The following is a 15,987-nucleotide window of genomic DNA, read 5'->3' on the forward strand; positions in this document are numbered from 1 at the left end:
CGCAGCGCTCGGGATCGGGCATGTCGTCACCCCCCTTCGCAGTTCGGGTGAGCGGTGAACGACCGGTCGCGTTGGGCGAGGACCGGGTCGAGCGGTAGGCCGCACGCCGAGCACTTCGGCGCCTCCGCGAGCCGCCGTGCCGGCGCCCGCTTGTCCGCGGGGCACGAGCGCTGGTGCTGCCGGAACAGCGGCTCACCGTCCGGCGGTGTCTCGTGGCCCGCAATGACTCGTGCACGGGTTCCCTGAGGCGTCGCGTGCGGCCACACGGTGCCGTCCTCGCGCGGGAAGGGGTCCAGGAACAGGCGGACGCCGGCGTCCGTCGTCACGATCAGCACGGGCCAGCCGCACGCCGGGCACATCACCGACGACGGCATCGTCCGAACGCGCGCCTCGAGGAAGCCGAGCGCGAGCTGCCACGTCTCCACCGACGCATCCCGATCGAGACCCGCCGCACGGCGCACCCGCCGCCGACGGTCCGCGTCGGCAACCGTCCCACCCACGCACGTCAACTCGTAGGGCTGCAAGCCCAACGACGCCGCCGCGGCCGCGAGCGCGGACGCCTTCTTTCTGCGGTTCGCGGTCGAGGTGGGGGTGTGGGCGTGGTCGGTGGTTGGTGGGCCGTCGGGCGTCGTCACCAGTCCTCCCCGGCGGCCACCCTCTCGGCCTCGCTATCCAGCCATTGCGAGGCTCGGTGGCCGACGTCCACGCCGGACCCGGAGACGCGGCCGAGCTGCTGCTCCGCACGAGCGGCTGCGCCACGGAGCGCTCGGAACGCGACGGCGCGATCGTGGTCGGTGATGGCCTGCGCGTGCTCGCACGTCGGCTCTGACTCCCACACGTCCGGGCACCACGGGCATCCGGAGATCACACCGCCGTCGTGGAGCAGCTCGCGCAGCGACAGGACCGCGCGCAGGTCGGCACCGGTGAACGCCTCCGGCGCGGCCGCGGCCTGCGACGTGACGCTGACGCGCTCCGAACTGGCGTTCCCGGTCCCCGACGGGTTGAGGCCGCCGTTCTCCCGGTCGGGTCGGATCAGGCCTGAGTCGGCTGGGATGAACGCCTGACCGAAGTCCCGGTCGGAGTACTTCGACGCGTCGAAGATGTCCACGGCCTTCTCCGACAGGTCGTAGACCTGCTCGAGGTGATCGACGAACGCCTGCGCCTTGGCGATCTCCGGCCGCAGCGCGTCGACGATGAGGAACGCCTCGTTGCGGAGGGCGTACAGCAGGTCGGTGATCACTGAGGAGGGCTTGACCTTGTACCGGAGCAGGGTGTCGATCGTGGCCGGCTCTGGCCGGGGCGGCGGCTGGTCGGTGCTCATCGCGCGCCGCCTGCCCGAAGGCCGTGTGCGAAGGCGATGACGGTCTCGGGCTGGCCCATCGACCTGGCAAGTGCGATCACAAGGGTGCTGACCTGCGAGACGACGTGGGCGCCCGCCGTCAGCACTCCGGCAGGGTCGGTGACGGTGCGACCTGCCGCGAGATCGCGCAGCGCTGCCGCGAGGGAGGTGTAGTCGACGCTGTCACGCGCCTCGTCGTCGCTTGTCCTCGCGTCGGCCGAGTCCGGGGTATGCCATGTGCCGAACACGTTGCCGTGAGGCCCGGTGTGCCCCGCGACGTCCGCCGTGCAGGGGTACCCGGTAGCAGGCTCCGTGGCCGGGCAGTCCACACAGGCTCGGCAGTCGCACGGCACCCCCTCGGCGTTCGCGATGTCCGCTCCCTCGACACGGTGCGGCGTCGTCGTCTTCACCCACCCACGGGCCGCGAGCGCGTCGGCGAGGCGGGGTGAGGTTGCGCCCTGGTGGGCCGTGATGTCGCGGATGTCGGCGAGGAGCGTGACGGCCGTGTCGGCTGGGGTGGTGTTGGGGGTCATGGGAGGAGCACCTCTGCGGCCTCGGTGAGGATCAGGTCGAGGCGGGCGGCCGCGTCGTCGAGGAGCTGGTTCGCCTGCGGGTGACCGGCCGGGAGCAGGCCGCGTGCCTGGTAGGCGTCGTTCGCGGCGAGGGCGAGGGCGCCGGCGCGGACGAGGTTGCGGATCGGGCCCTTCGGCTTCCAGTACGCGGGCGCCCAGGGCCAGCGGTGCTGGATGAGGGAGCCGCCGAGGGCCACGGACATGTAGCAGCGGGCGGCGGCCAGGAGGTTGTGGGGGTCGTGCTGGGCGTCGTGCTCGGTGGTGAAGCCCTCGACGTCTTGCTGCCGGCGGCGCTCCGCCGTGAACAGCTCCACGGCCGTCGGGACCGGGTGGGGGACCTGGGGGAGGCCGTCGTGCCACAGGACCGTGACCGGGGTGACCGACTCCTCGTCGTCGTACCCGTCCGGGGCGATGCCACCGACGCGGACCGCGAGGGTGTCGCGCACCGAGTCCGGCAACTGGTCCCAGGGGCCGTCGTCCTCGGACACCGGGCGGATCCCCAGCCACTCGCCGTCCTCGGACTCCCACGCCAGCACGGGGCCGTCCGCCGTGCCGTCCGACACGATGAGGTAGAGGCCCGAGTCGAGCGCCTCCCAGTCGGCCTGAGTCTCGACACGGAACGGCACACGGAAGGGCCGCCCCTTCGGGTTCGTCGTGCTCGTGGTGCTCATGCTCGCCTCCTGGTGAGCTCGTGGTGGATCCGGTCAGAGAGCAGGTCCGAGGGGCGCCACACCGCGGCGTCCTGTCCGGCCTGCGTCAGGGCGTCCAGCCAGGTGCGCTGCTCCGGGCGCAACCGCCCCTTCTCGGTCTTCAGCTCGCGGAACAGCACGCCCCGGTCGGGGTGCACCAACACCAGGTCCGGGAAGCCCGGCTGCGAGCGCCGCGAGTCGTGCGTGTGGTAGCCGCGCCACCCCAGTCGTCGGGCGTCCTCGAGGACTCGGGACTGCAGCACGGCCTCCGTCATCGCGCTGGCGACACGCGCGCGGTACTGCTCGGGCGTGAGCATCCGGGCCGGGGGGCCGTCCGGCGTGGCCGAACCGTCGCCGAGCAGGAGGCGCATCAGGCCCACCGCCCCGGGTCGAAGCCCGCGCCCGCCGCGGCCAGGAGCTCACGGCCGAACGTCGCCAGCAGGTGGTCGTCGTACTCGCGGTGGGCACGCAGCCGCTCGGCGGCCAGGCGCAACCGGTACCGGAACGCCGCCGCGTCACGGACCGCGATACGCCCGGACGACAGCAGGAAGGCCCGGCCGGCCGGGATCAGCGGTGTCTGGAACACCTGCCACGCCGCCGGCGTGATGTCGCACCGCGCGAGCAGCGTGGCGAACCCGTCGATGGAGCCGCACGAGACCGGGCCTGCCGTGCTGGTCGGAGGCGGGCTCACGCGGCCACCTCCGCGGCCATCTCGTACCTGCCGCCGATGCCGAGGACTTTCCGGGTGCGCATGACCGTCTCAGCGCACACGCCGAGGCGATCGCCCACCTGAGCGTCGGTCAGCCCCTCCGCGTGCAGCAGGGGCACCAGGTGCAAGCGCTCAGCGCGGGTCGTGGCCAGGTGCTCGCCCGCGAGCGCGCGGACGATGACGACCTCGTCGACGGTGTCGTCGAGGTCGAGGTCGAGCTCGGTCGGGTCCTCGATGGTGTCCTCGTCCCACGCGACGGGTGGCTCCCAGCCGGCCGCGAGGGCGTGCGCTGCGACGACCGGTGACGGGCCGGGGGTGGTGGCCAGGTCGCGGTAGGCGGCGCGGACGCGGGCCCAGGTGCGGGCCTGGACCTTCGGCTGCTGGCCGCGGCGCACCCGCCACAGTGGCTGGGCGGCGACGTCGGCCGCCGCGGCGATGGCGTCGGGGTCCCAGCCGAGGGTTGCGAGGGCCTCGAGGCGGCGGCGGGTGGAGAGGGCACCGACGAGACCAGTGGTGGGGTCCCCGGCGGCCAGGAGCGCGCGGACGGTGGCCCACGCCATGCGGTCCGCGGTGCCGGCGCGCACCGCGCGGATGACGCCGTGCACCGTGGCGACGGACAGACCGGCGGCCGAGGCGATCGCCGCGGCCTCCCACCCGCGCTCAAGCCACCCGGTGACACGGGCGGCAGCGTCGGCCGCCGGTGCGTGCCGGTAGCGACCGGCCCGGTTCAGCTTGGACATGCGGGCGTTGCTGGCCCGGCACGGGTCGCACGAGCACCGCGTCCACACCGACCCGGGGCGGCGGATGCACCCCGTCATGACGGGTCCCCTGCCTTCACGACGCTCAGGTGCACGCCCGAGCCGCTGCGGAGCAGTTCGCGGGCCTGGTCCTGCAGGTCCGTGACGACGTCGGCGGGCACCTCGACGCGCACCGGGCGACGGATCGGGCTGAGGGCCTCGACCCACACGTCGACGTTCCGCCGGTCCCGTGTCCGTTCCTTCTCGGTGTCGTCCGGGTAGGCAGGCAGGAGCCCGACGACGCGTTCCCCGATGCGGATCACGGCGCACACCGGGTTCTCGATCGCCTCGAGGCGGATCGGGGCGTTCCATGCCTTCCCGGCCGCCTGGAACCGGGCCAGGTGGTCGGCGAACACGCGGAGCTGCGGGACCTGCGAGACCTGTCCGAAGAGCGCCTCCACGACCAGGCGGGGCACGTCGGGGTAGCGGTCCTGTCCCTGCTCCGGCACGATGCGCAGGACCTGCAGCGACCGGCCCTCGGCGACGTCGGTCCAGGCGGGCTCTTCGGTGAACACCACGTGTTCCGTGGTCACCCGGACCCGCATCATCGCGTCGTCCCACATCATCCGGGCGTCACCCGCCGGTGGCTTGAACACTGCGAGCGCGCGGGCGACCTCCGCGGCCTGCAGGTCGAACGTCTCGAGGTCGGCGTCGCGGTGCTGGTCGATCGTGATCGACGACACCACCGACGTCGTGTAGTCGGTCGTCCACGCCAGGAGGCGGTCGCCGAGGGGGTGGAACCGGACCCGGCCCAGGAGCGGGGTGTCCTCGGACTCCTTGCCGGTGTGCGGTGCGGATGCGGCCAGGAGGGCGCGGAACTGGCCGCGGGGGACGGTGAACGTCGTCACGCGGCACCACCCATCACACGCTGGTAGATCTGCTGCGCCCAGCGGGCGTCACCCATCGCGGTGTGCCGGTGCTCACCGGCGGGAGGCTCCACGCCGATCGCGCGCGACAGCTCGTCGGAGGACCACGGCACCGCGTCTGCGAGCGCCTCGGGCCCACGATCGAGCGGGGCCAGGAAGGCGGCGAGGCTCCCCAGCGCGAGGGCCTCGACGTCGATCAGGTGGTAGTGCCACGCCGGCACCCGACGCGCACGGCGCAGCAGGGAGTCGAGGACCTCCGCGTCGAACCACGGCATCGCGCCGACCAGGTGCGCACCGCGGGTCCACTGCTCGACCCACACGGCGGCCTGCGCCTCGGACAGCACCCGGTAGTCCGCGTGCCCGCCCCACGGCTCGGGGGAGTACCACGACCGCTCCCGTCCCGTGGGGGAGCGGTGCAGCCCGTTGTACAGGGGGTGACGGTCGTAGAACCCGCCCACCTGCAGACCCTTCGGGTCCGCACCCGAGAGGTCCACGTCACCGATGAAGCACGACCGGCCGCGACCGTTGCCGTCCTCGTCCACGCGGATCAGCGCGATCTCCCACGCCTTGCGACCCGGGTGCAGACCCGTCGTCTCGGTGTCCACGAACACCAGCGGGGCGCTCATGCGACACCGCCGGCGGCTGGCTCGGTCGTCCCGGCCTCGAGCACGGGCGCGCCCGGGGCGACGCGCACGCCACCCGGGTTCGGCTGACCGCACAGGGCGCACTCGCCACGCTGCGCGGAGTGGTCGTGCAGGAGCTGCTTCTCGTGGGATCGGATCACCGACTCCCAGCAGCGACCGCACGCCACCGAGCCCAGCTTCGAGCCGCGGGGGTGCTCGAGCTTGACGCACCGCGCCCGGGCGCGGGAGGCCAGGGGGTGCGTCAGGGACAGGTGCCAGCCGGCGCCCTTCGCCCGGTTGCGGACCTTGCCCGAGCGGACACGGCCCTGGGCGATCGAGAACGTCAGCGGGCGCTGCCCGGCGCGCACCTCCTCCTGCTCCTGGACGGACAGCGACAGCAGCGCCAGCCGGCCCGACACGTAGGACTGGGTGCGGCCGATGCGCTTGGCGAGCAGACCGTCCGTCAACCGCTCGATCACCTTGAGGCGGTTGAGCGCCCGGGCCTCCTCGATGGGGTCGAGGGACACCCGCTGGTTGTTCTCGGCGAGCATCGCCGCCAGCACGTGATCGGCGGGCATCTCGCGGCGGACGATCACGTCCACCGACGTCCACGCCAGGTGCTGCAGCGCCGCCAGGCGGCGGTGCCCACACACCACGACCAGCCCGTCACCGTCGCGGCGCACGATGATCGGCTGCAGCAGCCCCACCTGCGCGATCGACTCGGCCAGGTCCACGACGTCCGTCAGGTCCGTGCGCGGGTTGTTGGGGTCGGGGCGTAGGTCCGCCAGGCGGACGCGCTGCAGCTGCACGCCCGGGCGCAGCGCCGGCGCGCCAGCCGGGTTCGGGGGCGGGCCCGGGAGGGGCACGGGGGTGCCGAGCGCGTTGTCGAGCGCGGCGGTCAGGTTGTCGGTCATCGGTCAGTCCTCCGAGTCGTCGAAGTCGGTGGATGGGGCCCCGTCGGAACCGGCGGGGACGTTCAGGTGGGCGCCGGACCACACGACCCGGCGCGGCAGACCGTGGGCACGCTGCAAGGCCGCGCGCTCGGCCTCCGTCGTCGCGCCCCACACCCCGGCCTCCGGGTTCGTCAGCGCCCACGCGAGGCACTCGCGCACCAGCGGGCACTCCCGGCACACGGCCTTCGCCTCCTCCGCCTGCCGGCGGTCGGACTGGGCCGGGTGGAACAGCTCGGGGTCCCGCCCGAGGCACGCCTGCGTGCCGTCGAGCCCGGGGAACGAGGCGCGTGCGGGCTGCACGCGCGGCCTCGCCACGGCTCAGCCCTCGCCGGCGGGGGCGTTGTCACTCCCGGTCGGGGTGGTGCCGCCCTTCGCGCCGCCGATGACGGACTGCTCGAGTTCGGACAGCCCGTACCCCCAGGCCGCGAGCGCGGCCAGGTGGGTGCGGTGCAGGTCGCGGGGTGTGCCCCAGAAGTCCTTGGGGGTGTGCAGCTCGGCGCGGGCGGCGGCGACGGCGAGCAGTGCCCGGGTGGCCAGGTGCGGGGTCTTGAGGTCGGCGATCGCGTCGGCCGTGCTGATCTCCTTCTCGCCGTACACGAAGGTGCGGGCGAGGGCGGTCTCGCGGTAGTCGTGGGCGGTGGCGGCCAGCAGGACCCGGGCGATGTACACGGGGGCGTCGGCGGGCAGGGTCTTGCGCTGCAGCAGGTCGTGGATGAAGGTGCGGCGCACCGTCTCGGCGGACACGGCGGCCTTGTTGTTGGCCAGGGTGCGACGCCGCTCGTCCTTGGCGTCCTGCGAGCTCGGGACGGGCTTGTTCGGGTCGGCCCACCGGTCGACGTGGCCCTGCTCGCGGGCCTGGGTGCACACCCACAGCAGGTGCGCTCGCCACCCGTTCGGGTTGTAGGTGCGGAACGCCTGCACGTGCACGGCGTGGCCGGGGCAGGCGGCGTGGTTCTTCTCGGTGAGCAGCTTGCCGCCGACCTTGTCGCGCAGCTGCTCGAGGCGGCCGCTGGGCGGGTACTCGGGCAGGACGGTCGTGCCCTCAGGCAGGTCGGTGATCGCGGCCGCCACGGTCGCGGCACAGTCGCGCTCGTCCCGCAGCGCCTGCAGGCGGTGGTCCCACCGCGCCGGCTCCTTGGCCAGGGTGTCGTGCAGGGTCTTCGTGGCGGCCTTGTCGCCCTCGAACTCGGCGAAGCCGGCCAGCTGGTCGAACGTCGCGTCAGGGACCTGCGCGGCGGCCTTGGCCGCGGACTTCGACGCGGCCACGGTCAGGGCGCGCTCGACGGTCTCGCGGCGCTGCCCGTACCGCTTGGCGATCGTCTCGGGCGAGCGGCCCATGAGCGCGAGCTGGTGGAACGCGGCCGCGGTCTCGGAGGCGGTGAGGGCCTCGCGGCCGTGGTTCGTGACGAGCTGGTCCCACAGGCGCGCTTCGTCGTCGCCGACGCCGTCGAGCATCGCGATCGGCACGAGGGGCAGGTCGAGCTCGAGGGCGGTCACCAGGCGGCGCTGGCCGTCGATGACTAGCAAGCTGCCCAGGGGGTCGCGCCGGCACAGCAGCGGCACCCGCACGCCGTGCTCGGCGACCAGGGCCTTGAACTCCGCGGTGATCTTCAGCTCGGTGCGTGCGTTCGCGTCGAGGGTCAGTGTTCGCGGGTCGACAAGGACCTGCTCGGACACGCTCGGGGTACCCGGCCCGGCGCCGGTGAGCTCGTCGAGTGCGGTCGACGTCGACGTGGACGTCGCGGGGGCTGGGACGGTGGCGCGCTTGGTCATCGGGACTCCTGTGCGGTCAGGGCGTGGGCGGGTCGCGGTGCTGCCGGCGGGCGCTGGCGGGCCGGGCAGGTCGCGAAGTGGGTCAGGGCCGGGTGCTCGTGGTGCTCGAGCGGGCGGTCGGCGGTGATCGGGCGGCACGTCGTGCGGCCGGCCGACAGCGCGTGCGAGGGCGGGGTCGCGGACGACGCGGTGTCGAAGTCGAGGTCCAGCGGCACGTGCTTGCGGGTCGTGCCCTTGCGGGGCTGGTCGGGCACGACGAGCACCAGCTCGATCGGTGCACCGCAGAAGTCGCACGTCGTCCGGTACGCCATCACTCGCCACCGTCCGTGTCGCGGCCCAGGCGCCGGTACACGCGGACCGTCGCGCGGCGCGCGGATGCACCCGTGGACGGCTCGCGCACGGCGTAGTCGCGGCCCCACGCCGAGACGGTCACCGGCTCGATGAGGCCGAGGGTCTTGGCCAGGTGGAACAGGCCGCCGCGGTCCTTCTCCGGCACACCTGCAGCGACCAGCCGTTCCCGGATGTCGTTCACGGTGAAGACCCGACGTGCGGGGATCGACTCGACGACCCGCAGGAACGCCGCCTGCGTCGACTCGTCGACCGCGGCGGCCAGGTCCAGCAGGTCGACCTCGCGGTAGTCCGTGGCGGTGCTCACCATGGGTCCACCGCCGTGACGCCGCGGGACACCAGCCGGTAAGCCCGCTTGGCGCAGGACATGTGCACCGGCCACGGCCCGGGGCGCGGCCCGCCGAGCAGCGTCTGCCCTGCCGTGCCGGCACCAACGTGCAGGTCCGCGGTGTCCGGCTCCGTCAGGACCTGGTGGCCCGTGGCGATCAGGGCCAGGTGTGCGGCGTGCAGCTCGGCCGGGGTCACGGCCGCGGCCATCGAGAGCAGGGCATCCGTGGCGGTCAGGTCCTCGCCGACGCGGGCAGCTGCAGGAGTGGGGCTCAGGGTCGGGGTGCTCATCGGCCGAACCCCCGGCCCCACACGGCGTGCACACGCAGCCCGTCGCCGGCGGCGTGCCGACCGGTGTGAGCGGCGATGCGCGTGCACACGAACGCCCGCAGCTGCTGCTGCCCGACCTGCTCGACGAGCCCGGAGCGGGCCATGCACCAGCCCAGCGGCCAGCACCGGGCGCCGCGGGTCAGGTCGAGGACCACCGGGCCCTCACCGGGGCCCCCCAGGTGCCACTGCACGCGGCGGCGGGCCGCGGCCCGGGCCGCAGCGGCCACGACCTGACGGTGCGCGACGTCGTCCTCGTCGAGGAGGCCCAGCACCAGCTGGTGCTCGAGCGGGCGGGCGACCACGTGCCGGGCGCTCATCGCAACCACCCGCGTCCCACGAGGTGCGCGCAGATGATCGCGAAGACGGCGAGCGCGAGCACGAGAGGCAGGACGAGGCCGGTGAGGGCCAGGTCGGGGCGCAGCACGACCAGGACGCACAGGCCCAGCACGAGGACCACGGCACCGGCCAGGGCCCGGCGGAAGACGGACTGCACGCGGGGGCTCACCGACGTGGCTCCCTGTCGCGCAACGGGCGGGACGTGAGCTTGAGGGCCGCGCCGACACCGGCGAGCGCGACGACCACGACGATCGCGACGGCGATGTCGGCCGCGCCTGTCTCGGCCAGCTGCGGACCAGGCACCGGCGCGACGTCGAGGACCTCGGTGACCGTGGACGGGGCCGGCTCGGGCGTCGCGCCCCTGGCATCAGGGGCGGTCAGCGCGATGCCGAGGACGACGAAGATCGCGAACGCGATGGTCCACAGGACCGCGCGGGCGACCTTGACGCCGACCGTCGTCTCAGCCCAGATCTCCTCGACGCGGTCCGTGCGGCGCTCGGCGTCGTCGGTGGCCTCGGACTCGAAGGTGATCCACAGCCCGGTGCTCGATGCCTCGAGGGCGGCGAAGAACGCCTCGAGGCGCGCGCGGGGTCCGCGCAGCACCACGTGGAGGTCCGGCTGGGCGTAGTAGTCGTCCCACGCGTCGGCCAGGAAGCCGTCGTCGGCGATGGCGCTGTACGGGATGGCCGACGACACCGAGTCGATGACGTCGGCGAAGTCCGCGAACGCGGCACGGAAGACCTGGGCCGGGGACGACGAAGGGGGGGCGTCGTCCCCGACCAGGCTGGCCGTCGGCACCACGGGCGCGGGAAGGGCGGCCGCGCTGGTGGCGCCGACGGGGTTCAGGGTTCCAGCGGCGATGTCGTCGCGGGCCGACTTGCGGGAATCCTGCAGCGCCTCACGCTCCAGGAGTGCGGCACGGGCCAGGCCGTGGCCGGCCCACGCGGCGAACGCGGCGAGCTCGTAGCGGCCCTCGTCGGCGATGTCAGCGGCGCGCGCGACCACGTCGGCCAGGACGTGCACCGGGTGGCGGCGGCCGGCCGCGGACGCGGCGAACGCTGCGACGTCGTCGAGGGCGACCGCGGTGTCGAAGTCGGCGACGGCGATCACGCCGCACCCCCGCGGCGTGCACCCTCGATGACGGCGTTGTCGAGCAGCGGCCCGGCGACGAGGAGCCTGGCGAGGGAGTAGTCGACGCCAGCCAGGTCACGAGCAACGGTGACCTCGAACGCTGGCGGCGCCACGTGACGGCCGCGGGTGCGGCTGGCCGCGAGCGCGCGGACGTCGGCGAGGAGCGAGGGGCGGTGGCGGGCCGCGCGGTCGCGGGTGGTGGTGCTCATCGGGTGGTCCTTCCGTGTCGTCGAAGACGGAGGAGCGGGTGTGGTCAGTTGCGGGGCGTCGTGCTGCGGGCGTCCTTGAAGGCGCGGAGTGCGGTGTGCTCGACGCGCAACGCGCCGCGGCTGCCGCGCCCGACGCGGTACGCGGCCAGGTCGCCGCGGCGGATCAACTGGCGCACGGTCCACGCGGACTCCCGGAGGACGGCCGCGACCTCGGGGACCGTCAGGTCCGGGGTGATGGCGTCGGTTGCGGTGCTCACGCGCTCATCCGCTCGCCCGGCGACGCCTGGTGCTGGACGTCTCGGCTAGTGGTGCTGGGCAGATGGGGCACGAAGAGAAGCCCGATCGGCACGTCGAGGGCCTCCGCGATGCGCTCGGCGGTCTTCGGCTCGCAGGAGTTCCGGCGGCCGGCGAGGAGGTGGTCGATGAAGCTCGGGTGCTTGCCGGTGTAGCGGGCGAGCGTCCGGGCGGACATCTTCTTGTCCTCCTCGGGTCCGACCAGAGCGCGGAGGATGTCCCGCGACGTGAGCTTCATCCAAGTCCCCCTCGGCCACCGGCGGTGGAGTCGCACTGCGTTGTTCATGGATCCTCCCTCGGTAGGCGCCTACTGTCAAGCACTGATAGCGCCAGCGTGCATCACTGGTAGGCAGGCTCGCAAGATGCCCGGCAATACTTCGCCCGCTGCCAGTGCGTTCGACCAGCACGCGCGCGTGCCAACTGGTAGGCACCCCCGCTACGGTGTGGCGTCTAGCGTTGGTAGGCAGGTGCGCGTCGGAACGGGTTGCCGCGCGCCGACCTGGTCGGGAAGGTGCGGTCATGAACCTCGCGGAACTCATCCGCACGACCAAGGGGGACCGGTCCTATGACGACCTCGCACGCGACGCCGGCGGCGCGCCGGGCAGACAACGGTGGCAGCAGCTCGCAAGCACCATGCCGCTCAAGAACTTCCCCGACCCCGACAGCATCCGCGCGATCGCTCGTGCTCTCGGCGTCTCCCAGCGGGCAGTCGTCGATGCAGCCGGGGAGTCGCTCGGCCTCGACATCGCGCGCGGACGAAGCCGGTTCGAGGAACTCCTCCCTGACGGCGTCGACCTCCTCGACGACGACGCACAAGCCGCCGTGCTCGCCGTGCTGCGAGCCCTTGCCCGCGCGTCCACCACCGAGGCGCCTGTCGACCCGGCAGGCATCAGCGGCGCCTCTGACGCTCGATCGATCGAGCCTCAGACCACCGCAACAGCAGGAGCCGACAGCGCGACCACGGACGGCCCGCGGGTCGGTACGCCGCAGCTGCGCTCTCGAAGTGCACGGAGTACGGGCAGCCACCGGCCCAGGGGCACCTGAGTTCGCACGTTCGTCGCAGCGGCTGTGGTCGCGCCTCGTGTGTCACAGCGGGGCAAGGTGACCGTCGCTTCGTTCACGGCATAGGGCCTGACCTGCGCGGATACGATCCCCATCTGGGGGTGATCGGCCCGCAGGGCACAGAGATCAAGCCCAGACAGCAGTCCGGTACGCACACAGGGGGCGCGAGAGCGATGAGGGAAGCAGGACCAGAGCGGAACGAAGCTGACATGCGGGTCGTCCGAGCGGTGGGCCTCGTCGCGGGGCCGGCGATAGCGATCGCCGGATTGCTGGTCGGCGTGCTCCCGGCGAGCGGCACCTACGGCGGGGAGTGCGGGTCGGCGTTCGCGCCGCGCGACCTGTACGGCAGCTCGGTCGCGGACTTCCTCGTGATCGGCGGGTGCGACGACACGCTCGGTGCGCGCCGCGCGTGGGCCATCGCCCTCATCCTTCTCGGCCTCGTCGTCCTCGCGGCGAGCCTGGTTGGTCGAGCGCGGCACGCGGCCGAGGCAGCCGTGCCGGCGGGGAGTCTGGCCGCTGAGGTCGATCGACTCGTCGCGCTGCACAAGGCAGGCACGCTCAGCGACGAGGAGTTCGCCGCAGCGAAGCGGCGCGTCGTCGGCGCACCGTCCGACGACTGATCGGCAGGCGCCGAGGTGGCTCACATCGAGGACCGGTGGACCGTCCCGGGCGAGAACGGCCGGCGCGTTCGCGGCCCCCGCCACGGCAGCGGGAAGCGGTGGCTCGCCGTATGGCACGAAGCCAACGGCGCGCGTCGCAAGATGGCCTTCGACACCAAGGACGCCGCTACCGCGCACCTCGAGAAGGTCGGCGTCGACCAGCGCACCGGTGCCTACGTCTCACCGGCCGCGAGCGCTGTGCGGTTCGAGGAGGTCGCTGAGCGTTGGTTCGAGGAGCAGGTGCACCAGCGGTCGACGACGCTGGCGGTGATCCGCCGACGCCTGGACCTGACGATCCTGCCGAGCCTGGGCGGTGTCCGGCTGTCCCGTCTGGACCGGGCGACAGTGCAGAGTGCGGTGACGTCGTGGTCGAGCGAGCTGGCCGCGAGCACGGTGCGGGTCGCCTACGTCTACCTGGCAGGGATCTGCACGCTGGCGGTGCGCGAGCGCCGGATGGCGGCGACCCCGTGTCAGGGGATCAACCTGCCGAGGGTGGCCCTGCTGCCGGTCGTCCCGATGACCACCGGGCAGGTGCAGGCCCTGATGTTGGCGGCACCGGCGTTCTGGCGGCCGATGTTCGTACTCGCGGCCGCGACGGGCATGCGGTCGGGCGAGCTGCGCGGGCTGACGTGGGACCGGGTGCGGGAGGTCGACGGCGGGGCGGTGCTGAGCATCGACCGGCAGCTGACACGCGACGCCATGGCGGGTCGGCCGGCGTGGGGTCCGCTGAAGACGAAGTGGTCCGTGCGGTCCATCCTCATCGGGAAGTCGACGCTGGACGCACTCGGGGAGCGCGGCGAGGGGACCGTGCTCAAGAGCCCGACCGGCGGGTGCGTGACGCACAAGGTCGCGTGGCAGAGGTGGAACAAGGCCGCCGCGGTGTCCGGCGTCGGCGACGAGGACGGCACCGGATGGCACGAGCTGCGACACTTCCACGCCTCGCTGCTGATCGCCGGCGGCCACTCACCGGTGGCGGTCGCGCACCGGCTCGGTCACAAGGACGCGACCGAGACCCTGCGGACCTACGCTCATCTGTGGGTGGACGACGACGAGCGGATGCGCGACGCGACCGACGGCGTGATCGTCCTGCCGGAGTCGTGACCCCGGGGCAGTCGGCCCAGGCTCAGAGCCCCCAGGGAGCCCCCAGCGGGGCGAACGTGCAGGTCAAAGGCCCAAAGTTCGATACCCGGCGTATCGACTGACTCATCCGCCCTCAGGGCTCTGACCTGCAAGGACGCTACGGCGCACCGTCGCCAGTCCGCAGGGAGTCCGCAGGAACCTCACCGAGTTCGAGGTCGACGGCCTCCCGGGTCTGGTCATCCGAGTCAGGCCACAGGTGGCTGTAGGTGTCCAGCGTCTCGACCGCGGACTTGTGCCCGAGGCGGTCCTGCACCGTCTTCACGGACGCCCCGTGCCGGATGAGCAGCGACGCGTAGTAGTGCCGCAGCCCGTGGAAGACGAAGCCCTCGAGCCCCACCGCGCGCACCGCGGGCCGCCACACCTCGCCGAAGTCCGAGCGCCGCACAGGGCGCCCTGACGGCGTGGTGAACACGTACCCGCCAGGCTCGGCCGGGAACGCCGCCAGGTGTGCCGCGAGCGCGTCCACGACCACCTTCGGCAGCGGGACCACGCGCACCGACGACGCCGTCTTGGGCGGTCCCAGCTCGACGACGCCGGGCAGCGTCACCAGCTGCCGATCCACGCTCACCTTGCGGCGCAAGAAGTCGACGCGGTCGACCGTGAGGCCGGCGACCTCCGAGTACCGCATGCCGGTCCCCGCGGCCAGGGTCACCATCGCCCGGAACCGCTCCGGGAACGCTGCGACGAGTTCGTGCACCTTGGCCGTCTCGACCGGCACGACGCGCGGCTTCGGTGGCTTCGGGATCGACACGCCGACGCACGGCGACGTCGCGATGCGCCGGTCCGCGACCGCCGCCTTGAAGACCGCCGACAGGTGCCGGTAGATCACCGTCACCGTCGCCGGCGCTAGCGTCTTCGACAGGTTCGCCACCAAGCCCTTGAGGTCCGACGGGCGGATCGTCGACAGCGGCTTGGTGCCCAAGGTCGGGTACACGTGCAGCGTGAACTGCCGGCGCACCTGGTCGCGGGTCGAGGGCCGGTGTGCCTGGATCTCGCGCCAGTGCTCGGCGTAGGCCTGCAGCGTGATCTTCCCGGCCTTCGGGTCCACGTACTGCCCCGTGACGACCGAGGCCGTGACCTCGTCCAGCCACCGCTGGCCGTCGACCTTCCGGGCGAAGTGCCGGGCGTGCTCCTTGCCCGCGTCGTCGCGGTACCGGGCCCGCCACCGGCCGTCAGGGCGCTTCTGGATGCTCGCCATCGTGATCCCTCTCGAACGCGGACGTGCTCACCAGACCCTCGACCACGCGAGAGATCAAGTCGCGGCAACCGTCCGCCGCCCGACGGACGTCGGCGACCGATGGTCCCCAGACCTGAAGCGGATCGTCCTGATCCGCTTCAACCACCAGCTGCGCGATCAAGTCGATGATGTCGGTGAGGTCGGTTCCCGACAGGCCGTGTCCCGCTGCCAGTTCGCGCGCACCGGGCCGTTGGAGGAAGGCATTCATCGAGGTGACGTTGGCAGCCATGGCTCGGAGCGCGCGCCGTGCATCCAGTGCGTTCGTGACGCTTCTCTGCATCTGACTCTTGAAGTCCGACGTGCGCACATGCATCAGATCGGCCGGCTCGACGCCTAGGGCGGCGGCGATGCGCGCGACCTCGGAAACCCGGAGCGACCGAGAACCCTTCTCGATCTTGGTGATGCCCGTGGTTGCGATCTCCCAGCCGCTATCTGCCAGGCGTTCTGCGAGCTGACGCTGAGTGAGCCCGCGACCCTCGCGGAACCGTCGGACCCATGCACCAACCGAGGCGTCGACAGGGTCAGGTGTGGTTGTTGCCATGGACGGCATGCTACTGCCCTTGACGGCATGTGACGACAGGGTGCAGGCTAAG

Annotated in this window: 26 protein-coding genes; 3 read left to right on the forward strand and 23 right to left on the reverse strand. The window is 72.8% G+C overall.

From position 1 onward, the window contains the following. Nucleotides 1–26 precede the first annotated feature (26 nt). From ACTHAM_RS06010 to ACTHAM_RS06110, 21 genes are all read right to left on the reverse strand, one after another. Nucleotides 27–635, reverse strand: a complete 609-nt coding sequence (locus ACTHAM_RS06010) for a hypothetical protein (protein ID WP_440685363.1) — start codon at nt 633–635, stop codon at nt 27–29. Beyond that, nucleotides 632–1,321, reverse strand: a complete 690-nt coding sequence (locus tag ACTHAM_RS06015; protein WP_440685365.1) for a hypothetical protein — start codon at nt 1,319–1,321, stop codon at nt 632–634. Before ACTHAM_RS06015 ends, ACTHAM_RS06010 begins: the two co-directional genes overlap by 4 nt. Continuing rightward, complete coding sequence (locus ACTHAM_RS06020; RefSeq protein ID WP_440685367.1) at nt 1,318–1,872, reverse strand: hypothetical protein; 555 nt, start codon at nt 1,870–1,872, stop codon at nt 1,318–1,320. Before ACTHAM_RS06020 ends, ACTHAM_RS06015 begins: the two co-directional genes overlap by 4 nt. Beyond that, entirely contained in the window at nt 1,869–2,582 is a 714-nt protein-coding gene (locus ACTHAM_RS06025; RefSeq protein WP_440685369.1) for a hypothetical protein, read from the reverse strand. The genes ACTHAM_RS06020 and ACTHAM_RS06025 overlap by 4 nt, the downstream gene beginning before the upstream one ends. Next, entirely contained in the window at nt 2,579–2,971 is a 393-nt protein-coding gene (locus ACTHAM_RS06030) for a VRR-NUC domain-containing protein (protein ID WP_440685371.1), read from the reverse strand. Before ACTHAM_RS06030 ends, ACTHAM_RS06025 begins: the two co-directional genes overlap by 4 nt. Further along, nucleotides 2,971–3,291 (reverse strand): hypothetical protein, encoded by a 321-nt coding sequence (locus ACTHAM_RS06035; protein WP_440685373.1) that lies wholly within the window; start codon nt 3,289–3,291, stop codon nt 2,971–2,973. Before ACTHAM_RS06035 ends, ACTHAM_RS06030 begins: the two co-directional genes overlap by 1 nt. Next, nucleotides 3,288–4,049: a hypothetical protein gene (locus ACTHAM_RS06040; RefSeq protein ID WP_440685374.1), complete on the reverse strand. Its 762-nt coding sequence runs from the start codon at nt 4,047–4,049 to the stop codon at nt 3,288–3,290. Before ACTHAM_RS06040 ends, ACTHAM_RS06035 begins: the two co-directional genes overlap by 4 nt. A 74-nt stretch (nt 4,050–4,123) precedes the next feature. Next, nucleotides 4,124–4,954: a hypothetical protein gene (locus tag ACTHAM_RS06045; RefSeq protein ID WP_440685376.1), complete on the reverse strand. Its 831-nt coding sequence runs from the start codon at nt 4,952–4,954 to the stop codon at nt 4,124–4,126. Next, nucleotides 4,951–5,598 carry a hypothetical protein gene (locus tag ACTHAM_RS06050; RefSeq protein WP_440685378.1) on the reverse strand — a complete coding sequence of 216 codons (648 nt, stop codon included), beginning with the start codon at nt 5,596–5,598 and terminating at the stop codon, nt 4,951–4,953. Before ACTHAM_RS06050 ends, ACTHAM_RS06045 begins: the two co-directional genes overlap by 4 nt. After that, nucleotides 5,595–6,509 carry a ParB/RepB/Spo0J family partition protein gene (locus ACTHAM_RS06055; protein ID WP_440685380.1) on the reverse strand — a complete coding sequence of 305 codons (915 nt, stop codon included), beginning with the start codon at nt 6,507–6,509 and terminating at the stop codon, nt 5,595–5,597. Before ACTHAM_RS06055 ends, ACTHAM_RS06050 begins: the two co-directional genes overlap by 4 nt. A gap of 3 nt (nt 6,510–6,512) precedes the next feature. Beyond that, entirely contained in the window at nt 6,513–6,863 is a 351-nt protein-coding gene (locus tag ACTHAM_RS06060) for a WhiB family transcriptional regulator (RefSeq protein ID WP_440685382.1), read from the reverse strand. Between the two features lie 3 nt (nt 6,864–6,866). Next, nucleotides 6,867–8,321 carry a ParB/RepB/Spo0J family partition protein gene (locus ACTHAM_RS06065; RefSeq protein ID WP_440685384.1) on the reverse strand — a complete coding sequence of 485 codons (1,455 nt, stop codon included), beginning with the start codon at nt 8,319–8,321 and terminating at the stop codon, nt 6,867–6,869. Continuing rightward, nucleotides 8,318–8,632, reverse strand: coding sequence for a hypothetical protein (locus ACTHAM_RS06070; protein WP_440685386.1), 315 nt, complete (start codon nt 8,630–8,632; stop codon nt 8,318–8,320). Before ACTHAM_RS06070 ends, ACTHAM_RS06065 begins: the two co-directional genes overlap by 4 nt. Continuing rightward, nucleotides 8,632–8,979, reverse strand: coding sequence for a hypothetical protein (locus ACTHAM_RS06075; protein WP_440685388.1), 348 nt, complete (start codon nt 8,977–8,979; stop codon nt 8,632–8,634). Before ACTHAM_RS06075 ends, ACTHAM_RS06070 begins: the two co-directional genes overlap by 1 nt. Next, complete coding sequence (locus tag ACTHAM_RS06080) at nt 8,973–9,287, reverse strand: hypothetical protein (protein ID WP_440685390.1); 315 nt, start codon at nt 9,285–9,287, stop codon at nt 8,973–8,975. The genes ACTHAM_RS06075 and ACTHAM_RS06080 overlap by 7 nt, the downstream gene beginning before the upstream one ends. Then, the gene (locus ACTHAM_RS06085) at nt 9,284–9,643 is read right to left on the reverse strand and encodes a hypothetical protein (protein ID WP_440685392.1); all 360 of its coding nucleotides are present in this window, start codon (nt 9,641–9,643) and stop codon (nt 9,284–9,286) included. Before ACTHAM_RS06085 ends, ACTHAM_RS06080 begins: the two co-directional genes overlap by 4 nt. After that, nucleotides 9,640–9,831 carry a hypothetical protein gene (locus ACTHAM_RS06090; RefSeq protein WP_440685394.1) on the reverse strand — a complete coding sequence of 64 codons (192 nt, stop codon included), beginning with the start codon at nt 9,829–9,831 and terminating at the stop codon, nt 9,640–9,642. The genes ACTHAM_RS06085 and ACTHAM_RS06090 overlap by 4 nt, the downstream gene beginning before the upstream one ends. After that, complete coding sequence (locus ACTHAM_RS06095) at nt 9,828–10,772, reverse strand: hypothetical protein (protein WP_440685396.1); 945 nt, start codon at nt 10,770–10,772, stop codon at nt 9,828–9,830. Before ACTHAM_RS06095 ends, ACTHAM_RS06090 begins: the two co-directional genes overlap by 4 nt. Then, nucleotides 10,769–11,002 (reverse strand): hypothetical protein, encoded by a 234-nt coding sequence (locus tag ACTHAM_RS06100; protein ID WP_440685397.1) that lies wholly within the window; start codon nt 11,000–11,002, stop codon nt 10,769–10,771. Before ACTHAM_RS06100 ends, ACTHAM_RS06095 begins: the two co-directional genes overlap by 4 nt. 44 nt (nt 11,003–11,046) lie before the next feature. Beyond that, nucleotides 11,047–11,259 (reverse strand): helix-turn-helix domain-containing protein, encoded by a 213-nt coding sequence (locus tag ACTHAM_RS06105; protein WP_440685399.1) that lies wholly within the window; start codon nt 11,257–11,259, stop codon nt 11,047–11,049. Continuing rightward, nucleotides 11,256–11,534, reverse strand: coding sequence for a helix-turn-helix domain-containing protein (locus ACTHAM_RS06110; RefSeq protein ID WP_440685401.1), 279 nt, complete (start codon nt 11,532–11,534; stop codon nt 11,256–11,258). Before ACTHAM_RS06110 ends, ACTHAM_RS06105 begins: the two co-directional genes overlap by 4 nt. A gap of 281 nt (nt 11,535–11,815) precedes the next feature. Between ACTHAM_RS06110 and ACTHAM_RS06115 the strand changes: the two genes are divergently transcribed. From ACTHAM_RS06115 to ACTHAM_RS06125, 3 genes are all read left to right on the forward strand, one after another. Beyond that, nucleotides 11,816–12,340: a hypothetical protein gene (locus tag ACTHAM_RS06115; RefSeq protein ID WP_440685403.1), complete on the forward strand. Its 525-nt coding sequence runs from the start codon at nt 11,816–11,818 to the stop codon at nt 12,338–12,340. 227 nt (nt 12,341–12,567) lie between these two features. Then, nucleotides 12,568–12,978, forward strand: a complete 411-nt coding sequence (locus ACTHAM_RS06120; RefSeq protein ID WP_440685405.1) for an SHOCT domain-containing protein — start codon at nt 12,568–12,570, stop codon at nt 12,976–12,978. Between the two features lie 141 nt (nt 12,979–13,119). After that, nucleotides 13,120–14,118: a tyrosine-type recombinase/integrase gene (locus ACTHAM_RS06125; protein WP_440685407.1), complete on the forward strand. Its 999-nt coding sequence runs from the start codon at nt 13,120–13,122 to the stop codon at nt 14,116–14,118. A gap of 136 nt (nt 14,119–14,254) precedes the next feature. Here ACTHAM_RS06125 and ACTHAM_RS06130 read toward each other — a convergent pair whose 3' ends face one another. After that, entirely contained in the window at nt 14,255–15,355 is a 1,101-nt protein-coding gene (locus ACTHAM_RS06130) for a tyrosine-type recombinase/integrase (protein WP_440685409.1), read from the reverse strand. Next, complete coding sequence (locus ACTHAM_RS06135) at nt 15,330–15,935, reverse strand: helix-turn-helix domain-containing protein (RefSeq protein ID WP_440685411.1); 606 nt, start codon at nt 15,933–15,935, stop codon at nt 15,330–15,332. The genes ACTHAM_RS06130 and ACTHAM_RS06135 overlap by 26 nt, the downstream gene beginning before the upstream one ends. Between the last annotated feature and the right edge of the window lie 52 nt (nt 15,936–15,987).

This window comes from Cellulomonas soli (genome assembly GCF_052036975.1).
In the GTDB taxonomy this organism is placed as follows: domain Bacteria; phylum Actinomycetota; class Actinomycetes; order Actinomycetales; family Cellulomonadaceae; genus Cellulomonas; species Cellulomonas soli_A.

Bases quoted from the DNA above. Each gene is read 5' to 3' on its own strand.
- ACTHAM_RS06135 (WP_440685411.1), bottom strand. From the start codon at position 15,935: ATGGCAACAACCACACCTGACCCTGTCGACGCCTCGGTTGGTGCATGG.
- ACTHAM_RS06130 (WP_440685409.1), bottom strand. From the start codon at position 15,355: ATGGCGAGCATCCAGAAGCGCCCTGACGGCCGGTGGCGGGCCCGGTAC.
- ACTHAM_RS06065 (WP_440685384.1), bottom strand. From the start codon at position 8,321: ATGACCAAGCGCGCCACCGTCCCAGCCCCCGCGACGTCCACGTCGACG.
- ACTHAM_RS06025 (WP_440685369.1), bottom strand. From the start codon at position 2,582: ATGAGCACCACGAGCACGACGAACCCGAAGGGGCGGCCCTTCCGTGTG.
- ACTHAM_RS06040 (WP_440685374.1), bottom strand. From the start codon at position 4,049: ATGTCCAAGCTGAACCGGGCCGGTCGCTACCGGCACGCACCGGCGGCC.
- ACTHAM_RS06120 (WP_440685405.1), top strand. From the start codon at position 12,568: ATGCGGGTCGTCCGAGCGGTGGGCCTCGTCGCGGGGCCGGCGATAGCG.
- ACTHAM_RS06055 (WP_440685380.1), bottom strand. From the start codon at position 6,509: ATGACCGACAACCTGACCGCCGCGCTCGACAACGCGCTCGGCACCCCC.
- ACTHAM_RS06075 (WP_440685388.1), bottom strand. From the start codon at position 8,979: ATGGTGAGCACCGCCACGGACTACCGCGAGGTCGACCTGCTGGACCTG.
- ACTHAM_RS06080 (WP_440685390.1), bottom strand. From the start codon at position 9,287: ATGAGCACCCCGACCCTGAGCCCCACTCCTGCAGCTGCCCGCGTCGGC.
- ACTHAM_RS06085 (WP_440685392.1), bottom strand. From the start codon at position 9,643: ATGAGCGCCCGGCACGTGGTCGCCCGCCCGCTCGAGCACCAGCTGGTG.
- ACTHAM_RS06030 (WP_440685371.1), bottom strand. From the start codon at position 2,971: ATGCGCCTCCTGCTCGGCGACGGTTCGGCCACGCCGGACGGCCCCCCG.
- ACTHAM_RS06070 (WP_440685386.1), bottom strand. From the start codon at position 8,632: ATGGCGTACCGGACGACGTGCGACTTCTGCGGTGCACCGATCGAGCTG.
- ACTHAM_RS06125 (WP_440685407.1), top strand. From the start codon at position 13,120: ATGGCCTTCGACACCAAGGACGCCGCTACCGCGCACCTCGAGAAGGTC.
- ACTHAM_RS06110 (WP_440685401.1), bottom strand. From the start codon at position 11,534: ATGAAGCTCACGTCGCGGGACATCCTCCGCGCTCTGGTCGGACCCGAG.
- ACTHAM_RS06015 (WP_440685365.1), bottom strand. From the start codon at position 1,321: ATGAGCACCGACCAGCCGCCGCCCCGGCCAGAGCCGGCCACGATCGAC.
- ACTHAM_RS06115 (WP_440685403.1), top strand. From the start codon at position 11,816: ATGAACCTCGCGGAACTCATCCGCACGACCAAGGGGGACCGGTCCTAT.
- ACTHAM_RS06020 (WP_440685367.1), bottom strand. From the start codon at position 1,872: ATGACCCCCAACACCACCCCAGCCGACACGGCCGTCACGCTCCTCGCC.
- ACTHAM_RS06100 (WP_440685397.1), bottom strand. From the start codon at position 11,002: ATGAGCACCACCACCCGCGACCGCGCGGCCCGCCACCGCCCCTCGCTC.
- ACTHAM_RS06050 (WP_440685378.1), bottom strand. From the start codon at position 5,598: ATGAGCGCCCCGCTGGTGTTCGTGGACACCGAGACGACGGGTCTGCAC.